This is a genomic window from Mycolicibacterium wolinskyi str. Jessa 2025, assembly GCF_049241375.1.
GTDB classification, from domain to species: Bacteria; Actinomycetota; Actinomycetes; order Mycobacteriales; family Mycobacteriaceae; genus Mycobacterium; species Mycobacterium wolinskyi.
Map to the genome: position 1 here is coordinate 5,980,558 of NZ_CP185960.1, position 18,699 is coordinate 5,999,256.

11 protein-coding genes and 1 pseudogene are annotated in these 18,699 nt (G+C 66.9%); 2 read left to right on the forward strand and 10 right to left on the reverse strand.

Annotated features, from left to right (window positions below):
* The first annotated feature begins 75 nt into the window (after nt 1-75).
* Nucleotides 76-678 (forward strand): maleylpyruvate isomerase family mycothiol-dependent enzyme, encoded by a 603-nt coding sequence (locus ACOI2T_RS29670; protein WP_409502365.1) that lies wholly within the window; start codon nt 76-78, stop codon nt 676-678.
* A gap of 129 nt (nt 679-807) precedes the next feature.
* On the opposite strand, the gene ACOI2T_RS29675 is transcribed toward ACOI2T_RS29670, so the two are convergent.
* From ACOI2T_RS29675 to ACOI2T_RS29700, 6 genes and pseudogenes are all read right to left on the reverse strand, one after another.
* The gene (locus ACOI2T_RS29675) at nt 808-4,761 is read right to left on the reverse strand and encodes a DNA-directed RNA polymerase subunit beta' (RefSeq protein ID WP_409502117.1); all 3,954 of its coding nucleotides are present in this window, start codon (nt 4,759-4,761) and stop codon (nt 808-810) included.
* 35 nt (nt 4,762-4,796) lie between these two features.
* Nucleotides 4,797-8,307, reverse strand: a pseudogene (gene rpoB / locus ACOI2T_RS29680) (DNA-directed RNA polymerase subunit beta).
* Between the two features lie 477 nt (nt 8,308-8,784).
* Complete coding sequence (locus tag ACOI2T_RS29685; RefSeq protein ID WP_067856317.1) at nt 8,785-9,900, reverse strand: ABC transporter ATP-binding protein; 1,116 nt, start codon at nt 9,898-9,900, stop codon at nt 8,785-8,787.
* A gap of 179 nt (nt 9,901-10,079) precedes the next feature.
* Nucleotides 10,080-10,469, reverse strand: a complete 390-nt coding sequence (gene rplL, locus ACOI2T_RS29690) for a 50S ribosomal protein L7/L12 (RefSeq protein ID WP_067856314.1) — start codon at nt 10,467-10,469, stop codon at nt 10,080-10,082.
* A gap of 34 nt (nt 10,470-10,503) precedes the next feature.
* Complete coding sequence (rplJ, locus tag ACOI2T_RS29695) at nt 10,504-11,031, reverse strand: 50S ribosomal protein L10 (RefSeq protein ID WP_085146479.1); 528 nt, start codon at nt 11,029-11,031, stop codon at nt 10,504-10,506.
* A gap of 339 nt (nt 11,032-11,370) precedes the next feature.
* Nucleotides 11,371-11,802 carry an anthrone oxygenase family protein gene (locus ACOI2T_RS29700; RefSeq protein ID WP_409502118.1) on the reverse strand — a complete coding sequence of 144 codons (432 nt, stop codon included), beginning with the start codon at nt 11,800-11,802 and terminating at the stop codon, nt 11,371-11,373.
* A gap of 78 nt (nt 11,803-11,880) precedes the next feature.
* On the opposite strand from ACOI2T_RS29700, the gene ACOI2T_RS29705 reads away from it, so the two are divergent.
* Nucleotides 11,881-12,303: a winged helix-turn-helix transcriptional regulator gene (locus ACOI2T_RS29705; protein ID WP_409502119.1), complete on the forward strand. Its 423-nt coding sequence runs from the start codon at nt 11,881-11,883 to the stop codon at nt 12,301-12,303.
* Here the strand turns inward: ACOI2T_RS29705 and ACOI2T_RS29710 are convergent.
* Genes ACOI2T_RS29710 through ACOI2T_RS29725 form a run of 4 tightly spaced genes read right to left on the reverse strand, consistent with a single transcriptional unit; the run spans nt 12,204 to nt 18,652 of the window.
* Complete coding sequence (locus ACOI2T_RS29710; RefSeq protein ID WP_409502120.1) at nt 12,204-13,112, reverse strand: ROK family protein; 909 nt, start codon at nt 13,110-13,112, stop codon at nt 12,204-12,206. The genes ACOI2T_RS29705 and ACOI2T_RS29710 overlap by 100 nt on opposite strands.
* A gap of 18 nt (nt 13,113-13,130) precedes the next feature.
* Nucleotides 13,131-13,742, reverse strand: a complete 612-nt coding sequence (locus tag ACOI2T_RS29715; protein WP_409502121.1) for a DUF7158 domain-containing protein — start codon at nt 13,740-13,742, stop codon at nt 13,131-13,133.
* A complete protein-coding gene (locus ACOI2T_RS29720) occupies nt 13,739-17,875 on the reverse strand; it encodes a glycoside hydrolase family 38 N-terminal domain-containing protein (RefSeq protein ID WP_409502122.1) in 4,137 nt (1,378 codons plus the stop codon). Before ACOI2T_RS29720 ends, ACOI2T_RS29715 begins: the two co-directional genes overlap by 4 nt.
* 18 nt (nt 17,876-17,893) lie before the next feature.
* On the reverse strand, nt 17,894-18,652 hold the full coding sequence (locus ACOI2T_RS29725) for an endonuclease/exonuclease/phosphatase family protein (RefSeq protein WP_409502123.1): 759 nt from the start codon (nt 18,650-18,652) through the stop codon (nt 17,894-17,896).
* Nucleotides 18,653-18,699 lie beyond the last annotated feature (47 nt).

Below are 18,699 nucleotides of genomic sequence, written 5' to 3' on the forward strand. Positions count from 1 at the left end.
ACGTCGGCGGGCGCTTTGCGATGACTTTCGTCTGCCCGCTCAGTCGTATGAAGTGTGAGCAACGACGTGTGGCCGATGGTGCATGCCGAACGCGCGGCGCTGATCGCCGACCTCGAGCGTCTCGACGACGCGGCGTGGGAGACGGCGTCGCTGTGCGACGGGTGGAGTGTGCACGATGTCGTCGCACATCTGGTCGACGTGGCGATGACCACGCGTGTGGGTTTCCTGCTCGACATGGCGCGGGCCCGCTTCGACTTCGACCGGCAGAACGCCCGTGGCGTCGCACGTGCCCGCGGCGCGTCGCCGCACGAAACGCTGGAGCGGCTGCGTCGCGCCGCGTCACGGACGTCGACACCCCCGGCGCCCCTCGACACGCGACTCGTCGAGGAAGTGGTGCACGGCGAAGACATCCGTCGCCCGCTCGGCATCACGCGCGCCTATGCCGCCGAAGCCGTCACCAGGTCACTGCGCCAACAGGCCCGCACCTCAAGGTCTTTCGGCGGAGCGAAGGAACTTCTCACGCACGTGCGGATCACCGCGACCGATACCGATTTGGCCATGGGCGACGGGCCTGAGGTGAGCGGCACCGCGCTGGCCCTGTTGTTGGCGATCTCGGGTCGGCGCGTAGCGCTCGGCGAACTCGACGGCCCCGGACTGCCGGCGCTCGCCACGCCCTGACCCGCCACTGTCACGCCAGAGTGACGGTCGACGCCGACAGCCACTCTCGCGTGACAATCGCGGCCGAGGAGGCACGCAAACGGACGAACGAAAAAGCCCCCGCCGAAGCGGGGGCTTTTCCGTGGCTAGCTAGCGGTAGTCGCTGTAGCCGTAGTCGTCCAGCGGCACCGCGGCACCGGTGGCCTGGCCGAAGTCCGGGCTGTAGTACTGATCCTCGTAGGACGGGATCGTGTACGCAGCGGCCCGAGCCTCTTCCGTCGGCTGCACCTGGATGTTGCGGTAGCGGCTGATGCCGGTACCGGCCGGGATCAGCTTGCCGATGATCACGTTCTCCTTCAGACCATTCAGCTTGTCGCTGCGGCAGTTGATCGCCGCATCGGTCAGCACGCGAGTGGTCTCCTGGAACGAGGCCGCCGACAGCCACGAGTCGGTCGCCAGCGATGCCTTGGTGATACCCATCAGCACCGGACGGCCGGCCGCGGGCTCGCCACCCTCGGCGACGACGCGACGGTTCTCCGACTCGAACTCGGCACGCTCGGTCAGCGAGCCGGGCAGGAACTCCGTCGAGCCCGAATCGATGATCGTGACGCGACGCAGCATCTGCCGGACGATGACCTCGATGTGCTTGTCGTGGATCGACACGCCCTGGGCCCGGTAGACCTCCTGGACCTCCTTGACGAGGTGGATCTGCACCTCGCGGGGGCCCTGGACACGCAGCACCTCGTGCGGATCGGCGGAGCCTTCCATCAGCTGGTCGCCGACCTCGACGTGGTCGCCGTCGGAGAGCACGCCCTCCGAGCCGTCCTCGTGGGTGATGACCTTCAGACGCTGACGCTTGGTGAGCTTGTCGTAGACAACTTCCTCGCCGCCATCGTCGGGAACGATGGTGATCTTGAAGAACTTGTCGCTCTCCTCCAGCCGGACCCGGCCCGCGACGTCGGCGATGGGCGCCTTGTTCCGCGGAACGCGAGCCTCGAAGAGCTCCTGCACGCGGGGCAGACCACCGACGATGTCGGCGCCACCGGTAACACCACCCTGGTGGAAGGTACGCATGGTCAGCTGCGTACCGGGCTCACCGATCGACTGCGCGGCGACGATACCGACGGCCTCGCCGATGTCGACGAGCTTGCCGGTGGCCATCGAACGGCCGTAGCACTTGGCGCACACACCGGTCGCCGAGGCACAGGTCAGCACCGAGCGGACCTTCACCTGCGTGATGCCGGCCGCCAGCAGTGCGTCGATGGCCGGGTCGCCCAGGTCGTGGCCGCGCTCGACGATCACGTTGCCGTTGGCATCGACCGCGTCGGTTGCCAGGGTCCGCGCGAACGCCGAGGTCTCGACGTGCGCATCGCGGATCAGCGAACCGTCGGCGGCACGCTCGGCCAGGTGCACCGTGATACCGCGCTCGGTCTCGCAGTCGGTCTCGCGCACGATGACGTCCTGCGACACGTCCACCAGACGACGGGTCAGGTAACCCGAGTCGGCGGTACGAAGCGCGGTGTCGGCCAGACCCTTACGAGCACCGTGGGTGTTGATGAAGTACTCCAACACCGTCAGGCCCTCACGGAACGAGGACTTGATCGGACGCGGGATGAACTCACCCTTCGGGTTCGTCACCAGGCCCTTCATGCCGGCCAGGGTGCGCGTCTGGGTGAGGTTGCCCGTGGCGCCGGACTTCACGATCGTGATGATCGGGTTGTCGGCCGGGTAGTACTCCTCCAACGCCTTACCGACCTCTTCGGTGGCGTCCTGCCAGATCTTGACCAGCGAGTCGTTGCGCTCCTTGTGGTTGAGAGCACCACGCTGGTACTTGCGCTCGATCGCGTCGGCCTCGGCCTCGTGCCGCTCCAGGATCTCCTGCTTCTGCGGCGGCACCAGCACGTCGGCCATCGACACGGTGACACCCGAACGGGTGGCCCAGTAGAAGCCGGCGTCCTTGAGCTTGTCGACGGTCTGCGCCACCACGATCATCGGGAAGCGCTCGGCCAGATCGTTGATGATCCGGGCCTGGACCTTCTTGTGCATCTGCTCGTTGACGAACGGATACCCGTGCGGCAGCAGCTCGTTGAACAGCACGCGGCCCAGCGTCGTGTTCGCGGTCCAGGCGTCGCCGTGGCGCCACCCGTTCGGGAACAGTTCGGCCTCGACGTCGGCCGGCGGACGCAGATCGGTCAGCCGCACCTTGATCTTGGCGCGCACCGACAATGCGCCGCGGTCGAGGGCCATGATGGCCTCGGCAGGCGAGCTGTATACACCCTGCTCAGCACTGTCCTTGGTGGCCGGCTGGTATTCGCCCGTGTCCCCCTCGACCTCGGTGGTCAGGAAGTACAGGCCGGTCACCATGTCCAGACGCGGCATGGCCAGCGGCTTGCCGGACGCCGGGGACAGGATGTTGTTCGACGACAGCATCAGGATGCGGGCCTCAGCCTGCGCCTCCGCCGACAGCGGCAGGTGCACGGCCATCTGGTCACCGTCGAAGTCGGCGTTGAACGCCTCACACACCAGCGGGTGCAGCTGGATGGCCTTGCCCTCGACCAGCTGCGGCTCGAAGGCCTGGATCCCGAGGCGGTGCAGCGTGGGTGCACGGTTCAGCAGAACCGGGTGCTCGGCGATGACCTCTTCGAGGACATCCCACACCTGCGGACGCTGACGCTCGACCATGCGCTTGGCGCTCTTGATGTTCTGCGCGTGGTTGAGGTCGACCAGACGCTTCATCACGAACGGCTTGAACAGCTCGAGTGCCATGAGCTTCGGCAGACCGCACTGGTGCAGCTTGAGCTGCGGGCCGACCACGATGACCGAACGGCCGGAGTAGTCGACGCGCTTACCGAGCAGGTTCTGACGGAAGCGGCCCTGCTTGCCCTTGAGCAGATCGGACAGCGACTTGAGCGGACGGTTGCCAGGTCCGGTGACCGGACGGCCGCGACGGCCGTTGTCGAACAGCGCGTCCACCGACTCCTGAAGCATGCGCTTCTCGTTGTTCACGATGATCTCGGGCGCGCCCAGATCGATGAGTCGCTTCAACCGGTTGTTGCGGTTGATGACACGGCGGTACAGATCGTTGAGGTCCGAGGTGGCGAAGCGGCCACCGTCGAGCTGCACCATCGGACGCAGCTCCGGCGGGATCACCGGGACGGCGTCGAGCACCATGCCCATGGGCGAGTTGCCGGACTGCTGGAAGGCCGCGACGACCTTCAGGCGCTTGAGCGCACGCAGCTTCTTCTGACCCTTGCCGCTGCGGATGACCTCGCGCAGCGACTCGGCCTCGGCGTCGATGTCGAAGTTCTCGATGAGCTTCTTGATCGACTCCGCGCCCATGGCGCCGGTGAAGTACTCGCCGTAGCGGTCCTGCAGCTCGCGGTAGAGCACCTCGTCCACGATGAGCTGCTTGGGGGCCAGCTTGGTGAAGGTGGTCCAGATCTCCTCGAGCCGGTCCAGCTCACGCTGGGCGCGGTCGCGAAGCTGACGCATCTCGCGCTCGCCGCCGTCGCGCACCTTGCGGCGCACGTCGGACTTGGCACCCTCGGCCTCAAGCTCGGCCAGGTCGGCCTCGAGCTTCTGGGCGCGGGCCTCCAGGTCGGAGTCACGCTGATCCTCGACGGCCTTGCGCTCGACGGCCATCTCGGCCTCGAGCGTCGACAGCTCGTTGTGGCGCATCTCGTCGTCGACCGACGTGATCACGTAGGCCGCGAAGTAGATGATCTTTTCCAGATCCTTCGGGGCCAGGTCGAGCAGGTAGCCCAACCGCGACGGCACGCCCTTGAAGTACCAGATGTGCGTGACGGGCGCGGCCAGCTCGATGTGGCCCATCCGCTCACGACGCACCTTGGCGCGGGTCACCTCGACGCCGCAGCGCTCACAGATGATGCCCTTGAAGCGGACGCGCTTGTACTTGCCGCAGTAGCACTCCCAGTCGCGAGTCGGTCCGAAGATCTTCTCGCAGAACAGGCCGTCCTTCTCCGGCTTCAGCGTGCGGTAGTTGATGGTCTCCGGCTTCTTGACCTCGCCGTACGACCAGTTACGGATGTCGTCCGCGGTGGCGAGGCCGATGCGGAGTTCATCGAAGAAGTTGACGTCTAGCACGTAACTCCCTTTCCCCTTTCGGGACTAGAAAACAATCAGGCGAGGTCTTCGACAGACGCGGACTCGTTGCGGGACAGGTTGATTCCCAGGTTCGCGGCAGCGCGCTCCAGGTCCTCGTCGTCACCGTCACGCATCTCGATCGCGGCACCGTCGCTGGACAGCACCTCAACGTTGAGGCACAGCGACTGCAGCTCCTTGAGCAACACCTTGAACGACTCCGGGATACCGGGTTCGGGGATGTTCTCGCCCTTGACGATCGCCTCGTACACCTTGACGCGGCCGACGGTGTCGTCGGACTTGATGGTCAGCAGCTCCTGCAGGGTGTAGGCGGCGCCGTAGGCCTGCATGGCCCAACATTCCATCTCACCGAACCGCTGGCCACCGAACTGCGCCTTACCGCCCAGCGGCTGCTGGGTGATCATCGAGTACGGGCCGGTGGACCGCGCGTGGATCTTGTCGTCCACGAGGTGGTGCAGCTTGAGGATGTACATGTAGCCGACCGTCACCGGGTACGGGAACGGTTCGCCGGACCGGCCGTCGAACAGCGTCGCCTTGCCGTCGGCGTCGACCATGACCTCGCCGTCGCGGTTGGGCAGCGTCGAGCCCAGCAGGCCCTGCAGCTCACCTTCCTGCGCACCGTCGAACACCGGGGTCGAGACGATGCTGTCGGCCGGAGCCGAGTACAGCTGCTCGGGCAGCTTGCTCGCCCAGTCCGGGGTTCCCGCGGCGACATCGATGTTCCAGCCGGCCTTGGCCACCCACCCGAGGTGGGTCTCCAGGATCTGGCCGATGTTCATACGACGCGGCACACCGTGGGTGTTCAGGATGATGTCCACCGGGGTGCCATCGGGCAGGAACGGCATGTCCTCGACGGGCAGGATCTTGCCGATGACGCCCTTGTTGCCGTGGCGTCCGGCGAGCTTGTCGCCGTCGGAGATCTTGCGCTTCTGGGCCACGTACACGCGAACCAGCTCGTTCACGCCGGCGGGCAGCTCGTCGTCGTCCTCGCGCGAGAACACGCGGATGCCGATGACCTTGCCGGACTCACCGTGCGGCACCTTCAGCGACGTGTCGCGGACCTCGCGGGCCTTCTCACCGAAGATGGCACGCAGCAGGCGCTCCTCCGGGGTCAGCTCGGTCTCGCCCTTCGGGGTGACCTTGCCGACCAGGATGTCGCCGTCGCGGACCTCGGCGCCGATGCGGACGATGCCGCGCTCGTCAAGATCGGCCAGCACCTCGTCGGAGACGTTCGGGATGTCCCGGGTGATCTCCTCGGCGCCCAGCTTGGTGTCACGGGCGTCGATCTCGTGTTCTTCGATGTGGATCGAGGTCAGCACGTCCTCTTCGACCAGGCGGTTCGAGAGGATGATCGCGTCCTCGTAGTTGTGGCCCTCCCACGGCATGATCGCCACGAGCAGGTTCTTGCCAAGGGCCATCTCACCGTTCTGGGTGCACGGCCCGTCGGCGATGACCTGGCCCGACTCGACCCGCTGCCCGGCGTCCACGATCGGGCGCTGGTTGGCGCACGTGCCGTGGTTGGACCGGGCGAACTTGCGCATCCGGTAGGTGTGGCGGGTGCCGTCGTCGGCCATCACGGTGACGTAGTCGGCCGAGACCTCTTCGACCACACCGGTCTTCTCCGAGACCACGACATCGCCTGCGTCGATCGCGGCACGCAGCTCCATACCGGTGCCGACCAGCGGGGCCTCGCTGCGCACCAGCGGAACGGCCTGGCGCTGCATGTTGGCACCCATCAGGGCGCGGTTGGCGTCGTCGTGCTCGAGGAACGGGATCATCGCGGTCGCGACCGAAACCATCTGGCGCGGCGAGACGTCCATGTAGTCGACGTCGGACGGGGCCACGTTCTCGACCTCGCCGCCCTTACGGCGGACCATCACGCGGTCTTCGGTGAACCGGCCGTCGGCGTCGATCGGCGAGTTGGCCTGCGCCACGACGTGGCGGTCCTCCTCGTCGGCGGTCAGGTAGTCGATCTGGTCGGTGACCACACCGTCGACGACCTTGCGGTACGGCGTCTCGATGAAGCCGAACGGGTTGACCCGCGCGTACACCGAAAGCGAACCGATCAGACCGATGTTCGGACCCTCAGGGGTCTCGATCGGGCACATGCGGCCGTAGTGGCTGGAGTGCACGTCGCGGACCTTGAAGGCCGGCGCGCTCACGGGACAGACCGCCGGGGCCCAGCGCCGAGAGACGACGCTTGTGGGTCAGACCCGACAGCGGGTTGTTCTGGTCCATGAACTGCGACAGCTGGCTCGTGCCGAAGAACTCCTTGATCGCCGCCACGACGGGACGGATGTTGATCAGGGTCTGCGGCGTGATCGCCTCGACGTCCTGGGTGGTCATGCGCTCACGCACGACACGCTCCATGCGGGACAGGCCCACGCGGATCTGGTTCTGGATCAGCTCACCCACGGTGCGCAGACGACGGTTGCCGAAGTGGTCGATGTCATCTACTTCAACAGGGACCTCGACGCCGCCGGGGACGGTCATCGTGGTCTGGCCCTCGTGCAGACGCACCAGGTACTCGATCGTCGCGACGACGTCTTCCTCGGTCAGCGTCGACGACGTGATCGGCTGGCCGGCGTTCAGGCCCAGCTTCTTGTTGACCTTGTAACGGCCGACGCGAGCCAGGTCGTAGCGCTTCTCCTTGAAGAACAGGTTCTCCAGCAGGGTCTGCGCGGACTCCTTGGTCGGCGGCTCGCCCGGGCGCAGCTTGCGGTAGATGTCGAGCAGCGCCTCGTCGGTACCCGAGGTGCTGTCCTTCTCCAGCGTGCCCATCATGATCTCGGAGAAGCCGAAGCGCTCCACGATCTGCTCGTTCGTCCAGCCGAGCGCCTTGAGCAGCACGGTGACCGGCTGACGGCGCTTGCGGTCGATACGGACGCCGACGGTGTCGCGCTTGTCGACGTCGAACTCCAGCCACGCACCGCGGCCGGGGATGACCTTGACGCTGTGCAGCGTCTTCTCGGTGGACTTGTCGATGGTCTCGTCGAAGTACACACCGGGCGAACGGACGAGCTGCGACACGACGACGCGCTCGGTGCCGTTGATGATGAAGGTGCCCTTCTCGGTCATCATCGGGAAGTCACCCATGAAGACCGTCTGGCTCTTGATCTCGCCGGTGTTGTTGTTGATGAACTCGGCCGTGACGAACAGCGGGGCCGCGTACGTCATGTCCTTGTCTTTGCACTCGTCGACCGGGGCCTTGACCTCGTCGAAGCGCGGATCGGAGAAGGACAGCGACATCGAGCCGGAGAAGTCCTCGATCGGCGAGAGCTCTTCGAGCACCTCTTCGAGACCGCCCTTGGGGTCGGTCTCACCGCGATCGATGGCCTTCTGGCGCCATTCGTCGGACCCGACGAGCCAGTCGAAGGAATCGGTCTGAACGTCGAGCAGCCCCGGAACCTCAAGCGGCTCGCGGAGCTTGGCAAATGAAACTCGGTTCGGTGCTCCTGGGACGGAGTTATTGGTGATAGCGTTCGCTGTGCTCTGGCTAGAGACTGCCAAGATGCATCCTTCCAGCACCTCATGCGACTATTAGGCGCCGGCCTGCACCGGACCTTTTGTCGCGAATTCTGCGTCGGTTCGGCTGGATACCGCCTGTCCAAAACCCTGGACGCACGGCACAGGACTAGGTACTGAGCAAACGACTCAGGCTAGGACCACGGTGTCAGGTACAGGTGAGGTGGGCAGGATGCAGCCAGCGCAACGTCCAACGATAGCGCACGTCCGCCAGTTATTCAACGAGCATTCCTCGACCACCACACATCCATTGCATGAGATGGGTCACCCGGCGCTGGCTGGCGACTCGACCCTTCACACATGCTGCCCAACAGATTGGCCCGTTTGGGGCCGTCCGTCAAGGGCTCACACGCTGTTTGGGGTGGGATTTGTCGCGATAACTGATCTTGAGCGCCGGCGAACGCCTCCGCGATCGCCCCTCGTCAAACGCCGATCCGGCGCTACCCACGGATGGGCGCGCCGGATCGATGTCGGTTTCGGTCAGGCCTGCTGCTTGGGCACCTCGATGGCGCCCGTCGGAGCGTCGTCCTCGATCGGGCGGCTGTGCCGTGCGGTCGGCTCGTCGTAATTGTCCACCGGAGCCGTCTGGGTCTGGACCTGGCCGCCCTGCTGCGCGTCGTGGGCGTTGAGCTCCTCCAGAATGGCGGCCTGGGCCTGCGGCGGCAGGGTGTGCAGGATCTCGCGCACCCGCGCCCGGCGACGGGCCACGCCCTTGCGCTCGGGCATGCCCGGCGTCGCGGTCAGCTGCGGCGGGACGCCTTCGATCTCCTCCACGCCACCGTCGTGCTGACCGGCGTCGAGCAGGGCCTGCTCGGCCGCCGCGGTGGCCTCGTCCTTCTCCTCGGACATGCCGATGGGGCCGATGCGGCGGCCGTTGAGGAACTGCTTGACGACGGGCTCCTCGCTGGTCAGCAGCACCTCACGCGGCCCGAACATGACCAGCTTCTTGCGGAACAGCATGCCGATGTTGTCGGGCACGGTCCGCGCGATGTTGATGTTGTGCGTGACGATCAGCACGGTCGCGTCGATCTGGGCGTTGATGTCGATCAGCAGCTGGCTCAGGTAGGCGGTACGGACCGGGTCCAGACCGGAGTCCGGCTCGTCACACAGGATGATCTGCGGGTCGAGCACGAGGGCACGGGCCAGGCCGGCGCGCTTGCGCATACCGCCGGAGATCTCACCGGGGAACTTGTGGCCGTCGTTGGGCATACCGACCAGGGCGAGCTTCTCCATGACGATCTCACGGATCTCGCTCTCGCTCTTCTTGGTGTGTTCGCGCAGCGGGAAGGCGGTGTTGTCGTAGATGTTCATCGAGCCGAACAGCGCGCCGTCCTGGAACAGCACACCGAACAGCGTGCGGATCTCGTAGAGCTCCTTGGCCGAGCATTCGAGGATGTCGGTGCCGTCGATGATGATGGAGCCGCGCTCCGGGCGCAGCAGGCCGATCAGGGACTTCAGGAACACCGACTTACCGGTACCTGACGGGCCCAGCAGCACGCTGACCTCACCGGCCGGGACAGACAGCGTGACGTCTTCCCAGATCTTGGACGATCCGAAAGACTTGCTCAGTCCGTTCACGTCGATTTGGACGCCCATAAAGATCCTTCCGCCTACGCCTCACCGTGCCACCGGCTCTGGCCTGTGGCTTGAGTCACCATAGCGCACTGCGCACCGAGGAATCATGGTTGTGCCGATGTATCCGATTTGCCCCGGCACAAACAGCAAAGAGCCCCCGGATCGCGCTGATCCGGGGGCTCTTTTCGCAGAATCGCGAATTACTTGACGGTGACCGAAGCGCCGGCAGCCTCGAGCTTGCTCTTGGCCTCCTCGGCGGCTTCCTTGGTGACCTTCTCCAGCAGCGGCTTGGGAGCGCCGTCGACCAGATCCTTGGCTTCCTTCAGGCCCAGGCCGGAGACGATCTCGCGGACGACCTTGATGACGCCGATCTTCTTGTCGCCGGCACCCTCGAGGATGACGTCGAACTCCGACTGCTCCTCGGCGGCCTCGGCGGGCGCGCCACCGGCGGCCGGGCCGGCGGCAACCGCGACCGGGGCGGCGGCGGTGACGTCGAAGGTCTCCTCGAACTGCTTGACGAACTCAGAGAGCTCCAGCAGGGTCATTTCCTTGAACGCGTCGAGCAGTTCGTCGGTGGACAGCTTTGCCATGGTGATTCCTTATCTATCTCTTGGTGGTGGTTTGTCAGGCGGCGTTTTCGCCGGCCTTCTTCTCTTGCAGAGCTGCGGCCAGGCGGGCGACCTGGGACGCGGGCGCCACGAACAGCGCCGCGGCCTGGGACTGCTTCGCCTTCAGCGCGCCGGCCAGCTTGGACAGCAGCACCTCGCGCGACTCCAGATCGGCGATCCGCTCGACCTCGGCGACGGACAGCGCCTTGCCGTCCATGTAGCCGCCCTTGACGACCAGGGCCTTGTTGTCCTTGGCGAACTTCTTGATCGCCTTGGCGGCGTCGACGGGCTCGCCGTTGATGAACGCGATGGCGGTCGGCCCGGAGAACAGATCGTCCAGACCTTCGATGCCGGCTTCCGCAGCCGCACGCTTGACCAAGGTGTTCTTGGCAACCGTGTATGTGGCTCCGTCACCCAGCGACCTGCGCAGCTCGGCAAGGTTGGACACCGTCAGGCCGCGGTACTCGGTGACGACGGTGGCCGTCGCCTCCTTGAACTTCTCGGCGATGTCGGCGACCGCGGTGGCCTTTTCAGCTTGGGCCATGCTTGCCTCCTCGTGATGGTTGGGTCGTCCACCACATGAAGGCCGGAAATGACGAACGCCCCGACGCAGACAGGTCGGGGCGCGCAAGAATGCTTCTACCTCGTCCTCCTGCGTGGGCCGCCGGGAACTCCCGGACCTTCAACCGATTTCCGAGCCACTTGCTCTTCGCACAAGCGCTCATCGGTGACCGACGGTCTTCGGTGGAACTCGGCCAGGGTACCCGAACACCCGCCTGACTTCCTAATTCACGTTCCCTGCACCTCACCCTGCACCGCGAGCGACCGTGTCTGTACGTCAACACGCCGCAAAAAGCGTGCCGCAGCGGTCGCTCACCACGCGTCAGCGCCCACTTCCCACCACCAACAGCACGAACACCACGGCCAACAAGGCCACTCTCACCCAGTGCAGCCGGTCCCAGCGCCCGGCCAGCTCACGCGAGACGTCGGCGGGGCCGGCCCAAGCGGCCACGCGATTGTTGGCGGGCACAAGCAGTGTGAAGGTCAGCAGCATGACGGCGCCCATCACCACCACCGCGGCGAACAACAACGGCCCGGGCTGCAGCACCACGACGGTGAGCAGCAGCAGTACGACCAAGCCGTACCAGAACGGCATCACCTTGCCGAGAATCCGCGCACTGGCCGAACGCCCCTGCGAGTACGCGGTCTCCGGCAGCCGCTCCAGGATCGGGTGACTGAAGGCGGTTACTCCGAATTCGACGCCGACCAGCGCGCCGGTGACCACGACGGCGAGGATCTCGATGATCTCTTTCACAACATCGACCCTGCTCAGTAAGCTGCCAAAAAACAAGGTACTGACAAATTAGTCAGCACTCAGCCGAGGAGCCATGCCATGCCGGTGTCGAAGAAAGAAATCGGCGAATGTCCGATCGACGCCACGCTGTCGGTCATCGACGGCCGCTGGAAGGGCACCATCCTGTGGCGCCTGGTCGACGGGCCGATGCGCACTGCCGAGCTGCGGCGCAGCATCCCCGAGATCACCGAACGCATGCTCATCCGCCATCTGCACGATCTCGTCGACGCCGGGATCATCGACCGCCATGACGCGGGCACCGTGCCGCCATGCGTGCACTACTCGATCTCCGAGTACGGGATGACGCTCGCGCCGGTTCTGCAGACACTGTGCGACTGGGGCCGCACTCACATGCAACGCGCTCAGCCACGCAAAAGGGCAGCCGCCCCGACCAGGCCCGCGTCCCCGCCGAGTTCGGCGGGCACCACCCGCAGCGTGCGCAGGAAGTCCAGCCCGGCGTAGTCGTTCAGCGCCGCCCGCAGCGGGTCGAAGAGCAGCGCCCCGGATTTCGCCACGCCACCGCCGATGACCACCAGGTCGAGGTCGCATACCGCACCCACCGACGCGATCATCGCCGCAATTGCCGTGGCACCCCGCTGAAACGTCTTGAGCGCCAACTGATCCCCGGCGTTGGCGGCATCCGCGAGCTCCTTTGCGTCCGCTTCCGGCGGGGCGTCCCAACCCTGTTCGCGAGCCCACCTGGCCATGTTCGGCCCGGACGCGACCGTCTCGACGCAGCCGTGCCCGCCGCACGTGCACAACGCACCGCTTTCGGGAGCGACGATGACGTGGCCGACGTGACCGGCGTTGCCGGTGCGGCCGTCATAGGGTGCGCCGTCGAGCACCAGTCCCCCGCCGATCCCCGTCGACACCACCATGCCGAGCAGAAAGTCGGCGCCACGCCCCGCGCCACGCCAGTGCTCGCCGAGCGCCATGCACACGCCGTCACCGGCGAGCCGGACCGGAAGCCCGGTCGCCGCGGCCACCCGCTCGACGATCGGAAAGCGGTGCCACTCAACGATGTTGATCGGGCTCACGGTGCCGCTGGGCAGGTCGATCGGCCCTGCCGAGGCAACACCGACGCCGTCGACACGGCCGTCGGCCACCTTCATCGTCTCGGCGAGCAGTTGCTCGACGACGGCCCATACGGTCTCGGCGTCGCCGTCCGGCGTGGGCAGTTTGGCCTGGTGCACGAGCAACCCGTCGGGGTCCACCAGCCCGGCCGCGATCTTGGTACCGCCGATGTCGAGGGCGAGAGTGAGAGCGCTCATTGGGTGCAGCATTGCTCATCAGTGCTTGTGGGTGTTGTCGGGCTGGCGCGGATCACCGGGATGCTCGTATCCGGGTGAGAGCTGGACGAGTTCGGCGCAGCGCGAGTCGAGCCACAGCCGGAATGCGCGCCTGCGGGCCGCGGCGAGCAGGTGCTCGGCGATCCGCTCCCGCACATCGTCGAGCGGGGGTTCCACCGGACGACTGCGCCAACCCTGCTCATCCACAACGGGTTTCGCGGCGAAACGCATCGGGTTGCGAGCGTGGTAGGCAGTCACGTCAGCATCGTCGACGCGGACGGCCGCGGTGACGTCAGCGAACACTGCCCGTGCCACCGGGTCGGCCAGAGCCGAGGCTGCGACGCTGCCGATCTCCAGGCGCGCCGCGGTGTCCGGCACCACCGTGTCCTCGGCCGGTACGCCCGACGCCGTCAAGCCTCGTGCGGCCGCCTCGGCGGCGACGACCCGTTCGGCCACGATCAGCTGTGTCAGCCAGCGGCGGAGTTGTCTGCCTTCGCTCGTGTGTGGCCGCGGCAGTGCCGACGCCAAATTCGTCGCCCGCAGCTGCGCCTCACGTTCGTCGATTTCCTTGACCAGAACGGGTTCACCCGACACCAGTGCCGCCACGCTCATCGCACGGTCACCTTCACCGCCGGTGAGTAGATCAGCCGCCCGGCGCAGCCGACCCGGATCAAGGCCCACCATTCGCCCGGCTCGACCCATGCCGGCGGAGCGACGTCGAACCCGATCTCGACCGAGCCACCGGGCGGCAGATGCGTCCCGACCGCGGCGGGGCCCATCCAGTCCCACGTGCCCCACGGGCTGATCAGATGCGCCTCGGCCGACAGCCCGGCGCGGGCGTCGGTACCGACGGTCAGCGACAGCCGCGCCGTTTCGCCGGCTCGCACCTCGACCGGCTTCGGTTCGGTCACCAGTTTCAGCACGTGTGCGTCCGGTTCGCCGAGCGTGACGATGCAGACGTCCTCGACGCGTTGACGCCACGACGGCGGCAGCCCGGACGAGTCGGCCCCCGTGACCGCGAGTTCGGCGCACACCGGGTAGAGCCCGGCCTCGGCACCCGCCGGAATGGTCAACACCACTTCGGTTTCCAGGTGCTCGTCGGGCGGCAGGACGAACGGTAGTTCGTCGGGCTGCGCGGCCCAGCCCGACGGCACCACGAGCTTGACGCGGCCGTGCAGCGGGGCGTCAGTGCAGTCACTGGCCGCGGTCAGCCGTACGACGATCTCCGAGCCCGGTTCGGCCACAACGTTTTCCGGGTGCAGATGGGCCACCGCGGGCAGCCCACCCAGCGGTGCGGGCCCGCGGTTGTGCAGCCAGTAGCGCGCATAGAGCGGCTGCGCCGCCTCGGCCTCGGGCGCCAGTTGCCGATGGTCGGCACGCAGCACCTTCGGCAGATTCAACTGCGTGGACACCGTCGCGATCTGGTAGCCGTGCAGGCGCAGTTGGCCTGGTTCAGCGGCACGGGAGTCCGGCTCCTCCAACAGGTTTAGGTGAGCCGCTGCCATGACGGAGCGCAGCCCGGAGCAGATCTTCACATCCGTTGCCGTGCCGGTGATCTCGACAAGCCTCGCGGTCACGCTCTGGGCGGAGTCGACGCTGCGCACACTTCCCGAGGCCAGCGGGTTACCGGTGGCCTTGAGTGCACCCAGTTGCACGGAGCCGGCCGGCTCGATCTCGAGCAGCGATCCCCACGGCGGTAGCCCACCCTCGGTGCTGTGCTGCACCGTGACCGCACGGAGCGGCCGGTTGAATTTGGCAGCTTGCGCTGCCACACCCGTTGCCCGCCAGTCACCGTCGCCAGCCACAACCGCGTAGTCGAACGTGTGTGTCCAGTGCTGGAGCTGGAAGTTGGAGCCGTCCGGTGCGGTGCGGCGCGGCGGGTCGATCCACGTGCCCGACGGCCAGCCCGTGCAGGACCGCAGGAGCGACGTGTGCAGGGTCCCGTCCGGGTCGACCGCGAAACTCGGCACCCCGCGGTTGAGAACCGCGACGGTGCGTGATTCGAACGGCTCGACGCCGGTCGGTGCCCGTTGCTCGACGCGTATCTCCGCATCGGCCAGATCGTCGATCACGGCCCCGAGCCCGCCTGCGAGTATCAGCACCGGCAGCGCACGCACGCCGCGCAGGTCGGCCCCGGGCACCCACTGCTCGAGGAGCGACGCGGCCGCGGGAACCCACACGCGCGCCGAGCCGGACTCGTCGATCTGACGCTTCAGTTCGTCGGTGTATGCGATGTCCGCCTCGGCGAGAACCGCTGCGGTGAAAGCATTCTCGTCGGGCCCGCCGATCGCGAACCGGGTGTCGGGCAGGTTGGAGTCCACCGTCAGGTCGCCATAGCGGGGCTTGTCGGCGCTGCTGCACGTGGCGGTCACGCCGGCCCGCACGAGCGCCACCATCAAGTCACGGATGTCAGCGGCGTCGCCGGTGATCACCTCGGCCACCGAAACCGCACGCGCCGCGTTTGGTCCGACGCGAATGCGTGCCGCCGAGGACAACCCGAACCAGCCGTATGCGGGATTGTCCAACGTCCATGGATGTTGCGCGGCGTCGACGGCCTCGCCCGAACGGTCGTGCAACAGGCCGAATCCGCGCCCGATGACCGCATCGCCGACTTCGCTGACGGGCAGCCCGCCGGGCACCGGGCACGGCCAGCGCAACCGCAGAAGCCGGTCGGCGCCGACGAATTCGTCGATCGTGGTTCGGCAGTCCACGCGGTCCACGTCGTTCCAGAGCGTGATGGTCTGCGTGTACCGCAACAGGTCACCGATGCGGCCGCGCACGACCACCCGTTGGCCGAGCGCACTGCGATAGCAGGCGATCTCGTCGGCGGGAGCAGACGACGAGCGCACCACCGGCCCCTTGGGGAGCAGATGCCACGGCCCCTCCCCCGCTTCGGGATGCGCGGGATACTCGTCGTACACGGCAAGTTCGTTGCCCACCGCGCCGTCGGCGATGAGCTCGCGGCCGTCACGCGTCAACGACACGACGCCACCGCCCCGTGCCGCGTCCACCCGCAACCGGAACCGGTCGTTGGCGATGCGGTCACCGGGTAGCGGCTCCCAGCCGCCGGCGGTGCCGTCGGAAAGCGTGTACGAGCGCCAGCCCAGCGACGGAACATCACGCGCGAGCCAGCTCACCGTCGCGCCGCCGTGCTCGACGAGAACGTCCATCTCATTGCCGTCACTGTCGAGCACCGCACCGGTGAACGGCTCGTCCAGGTGGACCGTCACGATGTCAGATCGCTTGTGCACCAGGGAATTCCACACCACGATGGAACCGTCGACCGCCTCGGACAACAGGGCCAGCGCATTGTCGCGCGCGGTGACCCCCAACTCCCACGCGTCGCGCCAGCCGGTCAGCAGGTCGAGGTAGACCTGATCGGATTCCGAACCCGTGATGGCGTCGTGGTGAGCGCCGTAGGCGAGTTGCACCCACGCCTTCGCGAGCGCCGCCTGCGGGTAGTCGGCCCCGCCGAGCAGGCCCGCGAACACCGCGAACCGTTCGGCGTCGAGCACGGCGTCCTCGGCCGCCCGGTTGGCCTGCTTGGTGTCGATGTAGGAGACGTCCTTGCCGGTGTAGATGGGATTCATGTCCCGGGTCTGCGGCGACGCCTCGACACCGCGTTCGGAGAGCTCGGCCCGCACCGCGGCGAAGAACTCACTGGGCAACGCGCACAAGAACTTCGGCCATACATAACGCACGTTCCAGTCGCGGTGAATCTCGGTGACCCATTTGTTGGGCGGGGTGTAATCGGTGCCGACCGGCAGCAGCACATTGCGCGTCAGCGCGACACGCTTGAGTTTGGTGAACAGCGCGTACGTGGCGGCCTCGGCCTCGGCCAGTGACGCCGACGAGTCCATCCACCAGCCCGCCGAGTAATGCGCCGGCATGTAATGGGTCAGCAGGCCGCGCCCGGACGGGGCGATCCACTCGAACTCGCTGGGGAACTGCATGCGTTCGGGATCGCCGTCGTTTTGCATCGGGCCCCACTGATGATGCGGGCCACGCGCCCACGAACTCGATGTCAGGCCGGCGTCGGCAGCCATCCCCGGGAACTGCGGGTCGTGCCCGAACACGTCGAGCTGCCACGCGGTCGCGGGCTCGGCACCCAACACGTCACGCTGAAAACCCATGCCGTGCACGAAGTTCCGGATGGCGGTTTCCGGACTGGTCAGGTTCGTGTTCGGCTCGTTGTAGGTTCCGCCCATGATCTCGACCCGGCCGTCGGCGATGAACCGGCGCAGGTCGGCACGGTCTTCCGGGCGGGCGTCCCAGTACGGTTTGAGGTAGTCGACCTCGGCCAGCACGAACTTGTATTCCGGTTCCCGGCGCGCCATTTCGAGATGGGCGTGCACGAGGTCGAAGCCGTGGGTCTGGCGGCACTGGCCCGGCGGGTCCTCGGTCCACACGCTGGTGTAGGCGGCTTGGGTGTTCCACCACACCGGGTCGTAGTGGAAGTGGCTGATCATGTACATCGTCCAGCCGGGTTCGGCGACGGCGAAATCGAATTCGACATGCTCGGCGCGGGCGCGGCGGATCTCGCCCGGCACCGGGTTGTCCACCACCACCGGCACTTCGACCACGCCGTCCTCGGGCTCGACCGTTGCCTGCCCGGCCAGCCCGTCGCCGGTCACCCGCACCTCGCCGGGCGATACGCAGCCGGTGTAGCTCACCCGGACCAGCTGCCGGGGCGCATCGGCAGGGCCGGCGAACAGCTCCGTCGTCTCTACTGACGTGACGTGCACCTCACCGACCCTACGGCGTCATGGCTCGGATATGTCGACGACGAGCGCGCGGTGATCGGAAATCGGCAGGTGCGGCGCCGCGCATTCGGTGACTGTCAGCGCGGGGTCGTCGGTCAGGATGTGGTCGAGCTGTTGGCCGGGGGCGTCGGCGGGAAACGTCAACGCGGATCCCAGCGCCCGCCAGTTCGCCGGTCGGCCCGGCCCCATGTTCAGATCGCCCACGAGCAGCCGCGGCCCGGGAAAACCTCTGAGGTCGCGCACCAGATGGCGCAGCTGGACTTTGTTCCAACCGGGCACGAACGACAGGTGCGTGTTCGCCACGGTCATCGGTCCCAGCGGAGTGTCGACGCGTGCCACGACGGCCGCCCGGGGTTCCTCGTGGACGACCCGTATCCCGCGGACCGCGGGCAGGTACATCGGGAATCGCACCGGGATGCGCGGTAGGCGCAGCACCTGCCAGTTCTCGACGGGAAAGCGCGACAACAGCGCGATGCCGTACGCGGCGGTTCCTGGTTGTTCGCGCCCGGTGGCCGCCATCCAGGTGGCGCCCGGCGTGCCGGAGATCGCGGCGACGAATCGGTGATGGACAGCGTTCATGGCCTTGGCCGCGACAGCGGTCAGGTCGGCTTTCCCCGAGCGCGGTTGGTCGCAGTCGACCTCCTGCAACGCGAGGATGTCCGCGTCGAGTTCGGACACCGCGGCCGCCAGCCTGTCGAGGTCGACATTGCCCTCGTGAACGCTGCGTCCGTGCAAAATGTTGAAGGTGGCCACTCGCATGGGTACTTGGTACCCATCTGGAAAGCTCCAGCAACCGCCGTCGACGA